The organism is Nonomuraea rhizosphaerae, assembly GCF_019396405.1.
Taxonomy (GTDB): domain Bacteria; phylum Actinomycetota; class Actinomycetes; order Streptosporangiales; family Streptosporangiaceae; genus Nonomuraea; species Nonomuraea rhizosphaerae.
Genome location: NZ_JAHKRL010000109.1, coordinates 1 through 11,367 on the forward strand (window position 1 = coordinate 1; position 11,367 = coordinate 11,367).

11 protein-coding genes are annotated in these 11,367 nt (G+C 72.2%); 8 read left to right on the forward strand and 3 right to left on the reverse strand.

The features are described from left to right. The 3 genes from KME77_RS05490 to KME77_RS05500 all read right to left on the reverse strand — a co-directional run. Positions 1 to 818 (reverse strand): DUF4432 family protein (locus KME77_RS05490; protein WP_219462580.1); only part of this gene is annotated, 818 nt, incomplete at its 3' end. Continuing rightward, positions 815 to 2,002 carry a DUF5005 domain-containing protein gene (locus KME77_RS05495; RefSeq protein WP_219462581.1) on the reverse strand — a complete coding sequence of 396 codons (1,188 nt, stop codon included), beginning with the start codon at positions 2,000 to 2,002 and terminating at the stop codon, positions 815 to 817. The genes KME77_RS05495 and KME77_RS05490, both read right to left, overlap by 4 nt. A gap of 50 nt (positions 2,003 to 2,052) precedes the next feature. After that, entirely contained in the window at positions 2,053 to 2,418 is a 366-nt protein-coding gene (locus tag KME77_RS05500; RefSeq protein WP_219462584.1) for a hypothetical protein, read from the reverse strand. Between the two features lie 120 nt (positions 2,419 to 2,538). Between KME77_RS05500 and KME77_RS05505 the strand changes: the two genes are divergently transcribed. The 8 genes from KME77_RS05505 to KME77_RS05540 all read left to right on the forward strand — a co-directional run. After that, the gene (locus KME77_RS05505; RefSeq protein WP_219462586.1) at positions 2,539 to 4,098 is read left to right on the forward strand and encodes a carboxylesterase/lipase family protein; all 1,560 of its coding nucleotides are present in this window, start codon (positions 2,539 to 2,541) and stop codon (positions 4,096 to 4,098) included. Next, entirely contained in the window at positions 4,095 to 5,342 is a 1,248-nt protein-coding gene (locus tag KME77_RS05510) for a histidine kinase (protein WP_219462587.1), read from the forward strand. Before KME77_RS05505 ends, KME77_RS05510 begins: the two co-directional genes overlap by 4 nt. Continuing rightward, the gene (locus KME77_RS05515) at positions 5,339 to 6,013 is read left to right on the forward strand and encodes a response regulator (RefSeq protein WP_219462589.1); all 675 of its coding nucleotides are present in this window, start codon (positions 5,339 to 5,341) and stop codon (positions 6,011 to 6,013) included. Before KME77_RS05510 ends, KME77_RS05515 begins: the two co-directional genes overlap by 4 nt. A gap of 93 nt (positions 6,014 to 6,106) precedes the next feature. Continuing rightward, positions 6,107 to 7,717, forward strand: coding sequence for an ABC-F family ATP-binding cassette domain-containing protein (locus KME77_RS05520; protein ID WP_219462591.1), 1,611 nt, complete (start codon positions 6,107 to 6,109; stop codon positions 7,715 to 7,717). Between the two features lie 84 nt (positions 7,718 to 7,801). Further along, positions 7,802 to 8,602: a hypothetical protein gene (locus KME77_RS05525; RefSeq protein ID WP_219462592.1), complete on the forward strand. Its 801-nt coding sequence runs from the start codon at positions 7,802 to 7,804 to the stop codon at positions 8,600 to 8,602. A gap of 105 nt (positions 8,603 to 8,707) precedes the next feature. Continuing rightward, positions 8,708 to 10,204, forward strand: a complete 1,497-nt coding sequence (locus tag KME77_RS05530; RefSeq protein ID WP_219462595.1) for an RNA polymerase sigma factor — start codon at positions 8,708 to 8,710, stop codon at positions 10,202 to 10,204. 7 nt (positions 10,205 to 10,211) lie between these two features. Then, entirely contained in the window at positions 10,212 to 10,868 is a 657-nt protein-coding gene (locus KME77_RS05535; protein ID WP_219462597.1) for a hypothetical protein, read from the forward strand. 47 nt (positions 10,869 to 10,915) lie between these two features. Next, the coding region (locus tag KME77_RS05540) for a coiled-coil domain-containing protein (RefSeq protein WP_372451138.1) at positions 10,916 to 11,367 on the forward strand (452 nt) is incomplete at its 3' end.

Genomic DNA, 11,367 nt, shown 5'->3' on the forward strand with positions numbered 1-11,367 from the left:
GGAAGGAGCGTCGCATCCCACTCCACCCGCATCCCGATTTTTCCGGAAATCTCGTACCAGCCCTCGGAGAAGCCGGTGAGGTACACGATCTCGCTCGGCGACCCGCGCTCCGGCACCACGCCGAGATCCACCTCGCCGCCGCCGTCCGCGGGCACCACCGGCCACTCCCACGGCCCGCCCGCCTTGACCAGCCGCCCGAGCGGGTTGATCGCGCCCTCGTGCGGGATCACCCGCACCCCCTCGGGCAGCCTGATCCGGTCCCCGGGCCGCAGGAACGGCCGGCCGTACACGATGTGCTGCCCCCACATGGCGTGCAGCTCGACGCCGGCCTCGTTGGTCGCGCGCCCCTCGATCTCCAGCGCGGCCGTGCCCGCCCTGAGGCGGAAGGTCTTCTCCACCGCGTACGGCAGCCGCCGCGTGCGCACGCTCAGCCGTACCGCGACCTCCTCCTCGGAGTCGGCCACCACCTCGGCCCGCCACGGCAGCCCGGCCACCTCCCCGTGCTGCGCCAGCCGCGCGCCCCGGTACTCGCTGGGCGCGCCGCCGTTGGGGAAGGCCTCCTGCCAGCCGCCCTCGTAGTGGTCGGTGAACTGGGCGACGTCGTCGGCCGCGCCGTGCAGGTGCTCACGCGGGTCGCGCAGCCCCTGCGGCGAGAGCCAGACGAGGTCGGTGTCGGTCGGCTTGTGCAGGAACTCGACGACGTCGCCGCCCTTGCCGGCCAGGACGGTGACGCGCAGCCGCTCGTTCTCCAGCACGACCGCCCGCAGCCCGTCGATCACGACGTGCCGCAGGCGGGCCGCCCAGTTGCGTGCGGTCAACCGAAGCTCACGTCGATGAAGCGGGGACGGTAGATCGACACGTCGCGGTAGTGGTCGGTGTTGACGAAGCTGTTGACGTTGTACGAGACCACCAGCCCCTTGCCGTCGCCGCGGACGGCAGGGTGGGCGTGGGCGTTGTAGGTGAAGATGTTCCCGCTGGTCTCAGGGGTGGTGTAGACGGCCTGCTTGCCGGTGAACGGGCCGGCCGGCGAGCAGGAGGAGTACGCCACGATGTGCGGGCTGAGGACCTCGGTCGTGTCGTGGGTGATCAGCACGTAGGCGTTGCCGATCCTGGTGACGCTGTACTCGTTCGCCACGCCGTCCATCACCCGCGCCGAGTCGGCCTCGTTCTGCGACCAGGTGCCGTCGGCCTTGAGGTACTCCCACCGGCCGAGCAGGCTCTGGCCGCGCACCCGGGCGAGGTGCATGTACTTGGGCGAGCCGAGGTCCTCCACCCCGTACACGTAGGTGTAGGGGCCGTCCTTGAGGATGGCCGAGGCCCACGAGACGCCGGCGGCCGACGGGAGGTCGTGCACGCTGAGCGGCTTGTTCAGCCGGCCCTGCGCGAACCTGGCGACCACGTTGCGGTGCCAGCGCCAGTCCCACGGCCCGGTGCCGAACCGCTCGTACTCCTGGTAGGTCACCTCCACGATGCCGCCCACGACGGTGGCGTCACCGGCCCAGTACCAGTGGCTCTGGTCGCGCGGCGGCATCACCGCGGTCGGCTTCGCGGCGGTGCCGTCGTGGATCGTGGACAGCCTGCCGTTGCTCTCCACGGCGAAGGAGTTGTTCAGGAAGACGGTCGTGCCGCCCTCCTCGACCACCGGCGGGCGGCTGCCGTCGGGGTTGACCTGGCCCAGGAAGGTGTCGGAGAAGACCCACAGCTCCCGGCCGCCGGGCAGGCGCACCGAGTAGGTCCCGTCGGCGCCGGTCCAGTCGTCGAGGCGGCTGTTGTCGTTGCCGTAGTTGGTGAACAGGCTGGTCAGCTTGGCGTCGACGGACGCGCTTTTGACGGTCGGCGCGCACGCGGCCGGCTTGGTGGCTCGCGAGGGGACCGGAGCGGTGGCCTGGGCGGACATGGACGGCACCGGCTTGGGCGGCGCGGCCATGGCCTGCTGCGGCACGGCCGTGAGGCTGAGCAGCCCGACGGCCAGGGGGATGAGGGCAGACCGGAATCTTGTCATCACTCGCGTCCTGTAGGGAGGGGGAGCTCCCTACAGTTCTAGTGATTAGATCACTTTATGTCCATAGGCTCTGTGCGATCCGTGCGATGCGCCAGGAAGAAGACCACCCCGAGCACGGCCCCGGCGCCGCACCCGACCGCGACGGAGTAGACCGGCGGCCCGATGGGGACGGCCATCGCCACCAGGACGAACCCCGCCATGCTCATCGGTCCCAAGGCCCACGGATGACGGCGCAACCACGTCACCGTCCGCACGTTGGAGATCACGCTGGGCAGCAGGAGCGCCCCCTCCACCAGTCCCGCGACGATTCCCATGAGGATGCCGTACTGGTCGGTCATGATCGCCGTCATGCCCGTGGTGAAGACCACGCACAGGGCGCCGTAGGCCCACCGGTTCTCCCGCAGCGGTTGTGACATCGCGCTCCTCCCGTTCCTTTGAAAGGGAGGCGTTCCACTCCGTTCCACGCAACGTTCGGGCGGCAGGAGACAACTTTCGGCCGTGACGGGGACGACGGCCCTGTTCCTAGCGTTTTTCCCATGGTCAAGAACATGGTCAAGAACACGGTCAAGAGCGTCGTCATGGCACTGGCACTCAGCCTCACCGGAGCGTGCGCGCATTCGCCGGAAGGGGGCCGGCCGGAAGGGATCCGGCTGGACAGCGGGCTGGTGAAGGGGGTGCACGACGGGGACGTGCACCGCTACCGCGGCATCCCGTACGCGCGCCCACCCGTCGGGAACCTGCGCTGGCGGCCGCCCCAGCCGGTCGCGCACTGGAGCGGCACGCGCGACGCGGCCAGGTCGGGCCCGGCGTGCCCGCAGGCCGGCTCCTCGCCCGCCGAGAGCAGCGACAAGGAGGACTGCCTCTACCTGGACGTGACCGTCCCCGACAAGGGCGGCGCGAGCAAGCCGGTCATGGTGTGGCTGCACGGCGGCGGGTTCACGGCCGGCGCGGGCAGCGCCTACGACCCGCGCCGCCTCGCCGTCACCGGTGACGTGATCGTGGTCACGGTGGAGTTCCGGCTGGGCACGCTCGGGTACGCGGCGCTGCCGGGCATGCCGGGCGGCGGCTCCTTCGGCCGGCTCGACCAGCAGGCGGCGCTGCGGTGGGTCAAGCGCAACGCCAAGGCCTTCGGCGGCGACCCGGGCAACGTGACGCTGTTCGGCGAGTCGGGCGGCGGCGTCGCGGTCTGCGGCCAGCTCGCCTCACCTTCCGGCGCGGGCCTGTTCGACAAGGCGATCATGCAGAGCGGCGCCTGCGGCACGACGCTGCTGCCCGGCGCGGCCGCGCCCGGCTCGCCCGCGTCGCCGTTCTGGCGCTCGCGGCAGGAGGCGTACCAGGCCACGATGAAGGCGGCGAAGGCGCTCGGCTGCCCCGGCGACCAGCCGCTCGACTGCCTGCGCCGCCAGCCGGTGAGCAAGCTGCTGGGCCAGACCGGGCTCTTCACCGCCGCGGTCGGCGACCCCGTGCGGGACCTGGAGGCGGGACGGTTCCACCGGGTGCCGGTCCTGTCCGGGCACACCAAGGAGGAGGCGCTGCTGTTCGCCAGTGTGGCCAACCTGCTCGGCAAGCCGGTGACGGACGACAACCTGGACGACCTGCTCGTCCAGGGCTTCGGCGGCAAGGCGGCGGCCGTGCGGCGCGCCTACCCGCGCGAGGGCTACCCCAGCGCGGCGGAGAACTGGGCCGCCGCCTACACCGACGCGATCTTCGCCTGCCCGCACGTGCGGGCCGACACGGCGCTGGCGCGTCACACCAAGGTCTACGGGTATGAGTTCGCGGATGAGACCGCGCCGCCGTTCATCCCGTCGCTGCCGGGCTTCCGGACGGGGGCCGGGCACGCCAGTGAGCTGGCCTACCTGTTCGACGTCAAGGACAAGCCGATCTCGCTGGAGGGCAAGCACGTGCCGCTGACCGCGACGCAGCGGGCGGTGGCCGACGGCATGGTCAAGGCGTGGACCACGTTCGCCCGTACGGGGAGTCCGGGCAAGGGCTGGCCGGAGTGGGACGGGAGGGTGCGCGTGATCACCTCGGAGCCGGGGAGCGGTGCCGTGGAGCGGGCCGCCGTCTCGCACAAGTGTGACTTCTGGACCCCATGACCAGGTTCGTGCTGGTGGTGGTCGCGGCCGCCTTCGCCACCCTCCACATCCTGCTTTATGCGGATGCGCCGGTGGAGCTGGCCGCGAACCTGGTCGTGGACGCCGCCCTGATCGTCGTGTACCGGTTCCCGCTGGCGGTGTCGTCGCTGGCGCTGGCCGTCGCGGTGCTGCGGGCGGTGGCCGACCAGGTGGCGCCGGGGGTGCTCACGGTGGCCGACCCGCCGATGCTCGCGACCGTGCCGGCCTCGACGCCGGTGATCCTCTGGTTCGCCGTGCACACCCTGCCCCGGGCCACCGCGCTGGTGATCACCGCGGCGTTCACCGTGATGGCCACCCGCCTGTGGGAGCCGAGCTGGCCGGTCATCTCCTCCGGGCTGTCGACGGGGCTGGTGCCCGCGCTGGTCGCGCTCTACCTCAAGGCCCGCCAGGACCTGCTGGCGTCCCTGCGCGAGCGCGCCGAGAGCGCCGAACGGGAGCAGCTTCTGCTGACGGAACGCGCCCGGAGCGCCGAGCGCGAGCAGGAGCTGCTGACGGAACGCGCCCGGAGCGCGGAGCGGGAGCAGGAGTTGCTGGCCGAGCGGGCGACGGCGGCCGAGCGGCAGCGGCTGGCGTCCGAGATGCACGACCTCGTCACCCACCACGTCACCGAGATCGTGCTGCGGGCGGGCGCGCTGAAGGTGTCGAGCGCCGACGACACGATCAGGGACGCCTCGGAGCGGATCCGGGAGGCGGGCGCGCGCACGCTGGCCGAGCTGCGCGAGCTGATCGGCGTGCTCAGGAGCGGCCAGGACACCTTCACCGATCACCGCGCCGCCGCCGTGGCCAAGGTGGCCGTGGACGACGACCTGCGTACGCTCGCCGGTGACGCGGACCTGGAGACCACCGGCGAGCCCCTGCCGATGCCGCCCGCCGTCGCCCGCGCCGCGTACCGGCTCGTGCAGGAGGCCCTCACCAACGCCCGCAAGCACGCGCCGGGCGCGCCGGTGCGGATCGCCGTCGGATACGGTCACGACACCATGACCATCGAAGTGGAGAACGGTCCGGCCACGCGGCCCGCCGACCCGTCGCTGTCGGCCACCGGGTCCGGCACCGGTCTCGACGGCCTGCGCCGCCGCGTCACCATGCTCGGCGGCGCCTTCGAGGCGGGGCCGTCCGGCGACGGGTTCCGCGTACGGGCCGGCCTGCCCGTGGGAGAGCCCGACCGGCCCGTGGGGGAGCCCGACCGGCCCGTGGGGGAGCGATGACCGCGGGCCCCGCCCTTGAGGGGGCGACGATCAAGGTCCTGCTCGTGGACGACGACCCGATGGTCCGCCACCACCTGCGGACGATCCTCGCCAGCGGCCCCGGCCTGGAGGTGGTCGGCGAGGCCGAGGACGGCGCCGAGGCGGTCGAGGCGGTGCTGCGCACGAGGCCCGACGTCGTGCTCATGGACATCAGGATGCCCGGCGTGGACGGCATCGCGGCCACCGCCGAGATCGGCGGGCTGGCCTCGCCCCCGGCGGTGGTGGCGCTGACCACGTTCGACTCCGACGCGCACGTGCTGAGCGCGCTGGAGGCGGGGGCCTGCGGGTTCCTGGTCAAGTCGACGCCGCCGGAGGACCTGATCAGCCTGGTGAGGGTGGCCGCCGCCGGTCACACCGTGCTGTCGCCGATCGCGGTCCAGCGCCTGTTGGCCAGGTCGGGCGGCCACGGGGCGGCCCGCGACAAGGTGGCGGAGCTGACCGAGCGGGAGCGCGAGCTGCTGTCCGCGCTCGGCAGGGGGCTGACGAACGCCGACATCGCCGCCGAGCTGTTCCTGTCGGAGTCCACCGTCAAGAGCTACGTCTCGCGGCTGCTGACCAAGCTGGAGCTGTCCAACCGCACCCAGGCCGGCCTGCTGGCGCACGACGCGGGCCTGGTCGACGGCGAGTCCTGACACCGGGCCCGGCCGGGAATATCCTGTGGCCAGGGGCCGATGTCGATGCCTACCCTTGCTCATCGTGCCTGTTCGCGCGAGAGGGAAGATCCAGTGGGACATGTGGAGATCGGTCACCTGACATACGTGCTGCCCGACGGGCGGCCGTTGCTCGACGACGTGTCCTTCCGGATCGGCGAGGGCGTCAAGGCCGCGCTCGTCGGCCCCAACGGCGCCGGCAAGACCACCCTGCTGCGGCTGGTCGCCGGTGACCTCAAGCCGGTCGAGGGCAGCGTGGCCAGCTCGGGCGGCCTCGGCGTGATGCGGCAGTTCGTCGGCAGCGTCCGCGACGGCAGCACGGTCCACGACCTGCTGCTGAGCGTCGCGCCCCCGGCCGTGCGGGCGGCGGCCGAGCGGCTGGAGCAGGCCGAGCTGGTGATGATGGAGCGCGACGACGAGAAGGCGCAGCTGCGCTACGCGCAGGCCATCACCGACTACACCGACGCCGGCGGCTACGACATCGAGGTGCTCTGGGACACCTGTACGGTCGCCGCGCTCGGTGTCCCCTACGACAACGTGAAATATCGCGACGTGGCGACGCTGTCCGGCGGCGAGCAGAAGAGGCTGGTCCTGGAGGCGCTGCTGCGCGGCCCCGACCAGACGCTGCTGCTCGACGAGCCGGACAACTACCTCGACGTGCCCGGCAAGGAATGGCTGGAGCAGGCGCTGCGGGAGACGCCCAAGACGGTCCTGCTGGTCAGCCACGACCGCCAGCTCCTGGCCAACTCCGCCGACCGCATCGTCACCGTCGAGTCCGGCAACATCTGGATCCACGGCGGCGGGTTCTCGACGTACGCGGAGGCCCGCAAGGCGCGCAACGAACGCCTCGACGAGCTGCGCAGGCGCTGGGACGAGGAGCACGCCAAGCTCAAGGCCCTGGTCAACATGTTGAAGAACAAGGCCAGGTACAACGACGGCATGGCCGCCGCCTACCACGCCGCCCAGACCCGGCTGCGCAAGTTCGAGGAGGCGGGCCCGCCGGAGACGGCCCCCAGCGACCAGAACATCAAGATGCGCCTCAAGGGCGGCCGCACCGGCAAACGCGCGGTCGTCTGCGAGGAACTGGAGCTGACCGGCCTGATGCGCCCGTTCGACGTGGAGGTCTGGTACGGCGAGCGCGTCGCGGTGCTCGGCTCCAACGGCTCGGGCAAGTCCCACTTCCTGCGGCTGCTCGCGGGCGAGCCGATCGGCCACTCGGGGGTCGCCAAGCTCGGCGCCCGCGTGGTGCCCGGCCACTTCGCGCAGACGCACGCCCGGCCCGACCTGCTCGGCCGCACGCCGGTCGAGATCGTCATGACCGAGCACGCCAAGCTCAAGAACGAGGCGATGAAGACGCTGGCCCGCTACGAGCTGGCCGGGTTGATCGCCGAGCAGCGCTTCGACACGCTGTCGGGCGGCCAGCAGGCGCGGCTGCAGATCCTGCTGCTGGAGCTGTCGGGCGCGACGCTGCTGCTGCTCGACGAGCCGACCGACAACCTCGACCTGGCCAGCGCGGAGGCGCTGCAGAGCGGCCTGGACGCCTTCGACGGCACGGTGGTGGCGGTCACCCACGACCGCTGGTTCGCCGCCGACTTCGACCGCTACCTGGTGTTCGGCTCCGACGGCACGGTCTACGAGTCGCCGTCCCCGGTCTGGGACGAGGCCAGGGTGGTGCGCCCGCGTTAAAGGGAAGGGGCTCGCGTTAAAGCTTTCGTACGGTGAGCGCGTGTCCCCTCCCTGACGTGCCCATGAACCGGCTATCACGGCAAAGTGATCCCGCGTAGCCGAACCGTCAGCCTCCTCGCACTCGGGGCGATCTGCCTAGCCGGATGCTCCAGCGAGGAGCGGTCAGAACAGCAGCTCAAGCCCCTCGCCCTCAAGGAGCAGGTGTCGAACGTCGTCAAGGCGTCCGACGGTTATGCCATCAACTGGGCGGGGATCCTCAGCAACGCCAACCCGTGGCACTTCGGTGAGCACGTGGTGGCGACCGTCGTCGGCCGTGACGCGGGCGGCACCGAGGTCGTGCGGATGGACCAGCCGCTCGACGCCGTGCCGCCGGGCGGCTCGCTGGCCTTCACCGGCCAGGCCACGACGGCGCGGAAGCCGGCGAAGGTGACGATCGAGTACCGTCCCGCCCAGTGGCGTCCGGCCGCGCGCATCGCGTCGGCGTTCAAGCAGTTTCCCGTCTCGCGCGCGCAGACGTTGCGCCAGAAAGACGGCTCCTATCTCATCACCGGATATGTCGACAATCCCTATCAATTGTCGGCGAGCAGCCTCGTGGTGAACGCGTTGCTGCGCGACAAGGCCGGCAAACTGCTCGGCGGCGGCAGCACGTTCGTCGACGACGTGAAGGCGGGCAGCCCGCCCCGTTTCATCCTGACCGTCGAGGGGCTGCCGTCGGGGACCACGGTGGCCAGGACCGACATCACCGCGCGGACCTGGGGCTCGACCGGGCGTCCCTTCGAGGACCTGGCGTTGGGCGGCGCGGTGCCGATGCACACGACCAAACCGACGACCGAGCCGTTCGCGGTGGATCGCGGCAGCCGGGCCATGTCCGAGCACAAACAATAGCCGCCATCAAATAAGCACATAAATCGGGCAGCTTTGTTCGGCAAATAAGGCTGTTCCTGGAGAAGTGGTAGAACTACTAGTTACCAATCCATTACCTTCGGTCACATGAATGACCGCGCCCTGGTCGAGGCACTCCGTGCCCGCGACCCGGGTGCCCTAGCCGCGCTCTACGACGCGTACGCCGAGGGCATCCACCGATACTGCTGGTCCCTTCTCCTCAGCTCCGACAGCGCTCAGGTGGCGCTCCGCGACACCATGATCGCGGCGGAGGCCCACATCGGCGCGCTCACCGACCCCGCCCGCCTGCGCCCCTGGCTGTACGCCCTGGCCCGGGGCGCGTGCCTGCGCCGCAGGACGTCCGCGCCGCCGAGCGCGGACGAAGCCCTGGCCGAGGCGCCGCCGCCCGACGACCCCGCCGACGCCGACCTGCGGGTCATGGCCTGGTACGCCATCCACAGCCTGCCGCCCGGCGACCGCGAGGTGCTGGAGCTGTCGGCCAGGCACGAGCTGTCCACCCAGGACGTCGCCGCGGTGCTCGGGGTCGCGGCGCGCCTGGTGGAGACCGCCCAGGAGGACGCGCACGAACGGCTGCGCGACGCGATCACCGCCGAGATCCTGGCCAGGAAGGGCCCGTACGACTGCCCGCGACGGGCCCGCGTCCTGACCGGCTTCTCCGGCGAGCTGACCCCGGAGATGCGCGAGCTGCTGGTCAGGCACCTGGCGCGCTGCCTGACCTGCTCGCCGCACCGCACCCGCCAGCTCTCGGCGGCCAAGGTGTACGACCTGCTGCCCCGCATCCCGTTGCCGGAGGCGCTCAAGGTCAGGGTGCTGAGCGGCTTCGCCGACCCCGACCTGCTGCCCTACCGGCGTTACGTGGCCCGGCGCTCGGGGGCGCTCGACAACGCCGGGTTTCCCGTTGCGGAGCGGCGACGGGCTCGCAGGTGGCCTCAGGCGGTGGCGGGCACGATGGCGGCGGTCGCGACCGTGGTGGCGATAGCGGTGATCTTCCAGCAGTTCGGGACGGGCGGGATCATCCCCGGCGGGACCTCCGCTGCCCTCCCGTCGGCGGGCGAGCCGCCCGGCGTCAGCCTGCCGTGGCGGCCCGACCCGCAGAACCTGCCGATCACCGCCGAGCCCGTCCTCGACAGCACCGCCACGATGCCGCTGGGCGCGCTCTCCACCCTGAACCCGCCGGCCTCGATCGGCGCCGTCACGCCGGGAGGCGACCCGACAAGGCCGGCCGCCGACCCGGGCGAGCCGATCGTCCCGGCCCCCACGGCGACCCCCACGCCCGGCACGCTGACCCCGGCCCGGGATCCCGCCCCCGGTCCGTCCCAAGGCCCGTCCCAGGGCCCCTCCCAGGGCCCCGACGGGCGTCCGGAGCACCAGGGCGGCCCGTGGCACCACGGCCGTCCGGGCAAGGGGTCGAGCGGGCATCCGGGTGAGCACCGCCCCGACCGCCCCTGCGGCCGGCGTCCCGTTCCGTGCCCTGTCGGCACCCCGGCGCCGACCCAGGCCCCGACCGTCTCGGCGCCCCCGAGCACGACCCCGAGCGAGCCTCCTGCCGTGACCCCGACCGTGACCTCCGTCCCCGCCGGCTGAGCCCCGAGTGAAGGCGTACCACCTGCGTGAGGACCCCCAGCTCGGCCGTAGGGTCTGTCCCTTCCCGGTCACCGACCGGCTGGCCGCCCTGGTGCCCAGGAGCCACGCCGTGCCCTGGCCCACCTGGCTCGACCAGAGCCCGCGCATGCTCCGCGACATCCTTGAGCTGTGCCGCCTGCGCACCGCCCGCGGCCTGGCGGTCCTGTCGTGGCTGGCGGGCAGCGAGCCGCCCGCCGAGTTCGGCTGGCTGTGGACCTCGCGCCGCCTGACCGGCCCCCGCCAGGAGCGCATGTACGGGGCCGCCGCCCGCGTCCCCGACGCCGTGCTCGCGCTGGTGCTGGCCAACTGGACCTGGGCGCTCGGCACCTGCCACGGCGGCCGGGTCACCGCCCCCTACCTGGCCGGCACGGCCTACCCGGGCGACGGCACGGTGGCCGCGGCCGCCACGATGACGCTCTTCCAGACCTTCGACCGCCACCCGGACTCCCGTCCGGCCATCGCGGCGGCCTGGGCCGTGGCCCGCGTGTGCGCCGACTGGTGCAAGGCCGCCGAGCTGCACGCCGCGTACGAGACGCAGACACCGGTGTTCACCTATCCACGGGGCGCCGGCCCGCTTCCGCAGGGCGGCAGACCATGGATAGAACGTCTGTTTCGCCTGTGTTGATGCCGGTACAGGATTGCGTAGAGTGACCGCTGGGAACTGTGTGCAACATGTACGCCATCAGGACCGGTTTCATGATCACCTGCCTGATCGCCACCCTGTGCCCGCCGGCCCACGCCGCACCCGGGCCCGGGGACGTGCGGAAGGCGCGGCACGTCGTACGGGAGCGCTCGAAGGAGCTGGGACGGGCCAGCGCGAAACTCGCCAAGGCCCAGGCGCGGCTGGACGACCTGGCGGCCGGGGCGGAGCGGGCGGTGGAGGCGTACAACGGGGAGCGGGTCCACCTCGAACGCGCGGGACACACCCTCGAAAGGGCCAGGGCCCGGCTGACCGTGGCCGACGCCGAGGTGGAGAAGGCGCGCGCGCCCGTCGCGCTGCTGGCGGCGCGGAGCTACAGCGGGCTCGACGGGATCAAGCCGACGTTCGGCATGCTCACCGACAGCGGCGACAAGGACGGCTTCCTGCACCGGGCGAGCACGCTCGCCGCGCTCGACGTCGAGGG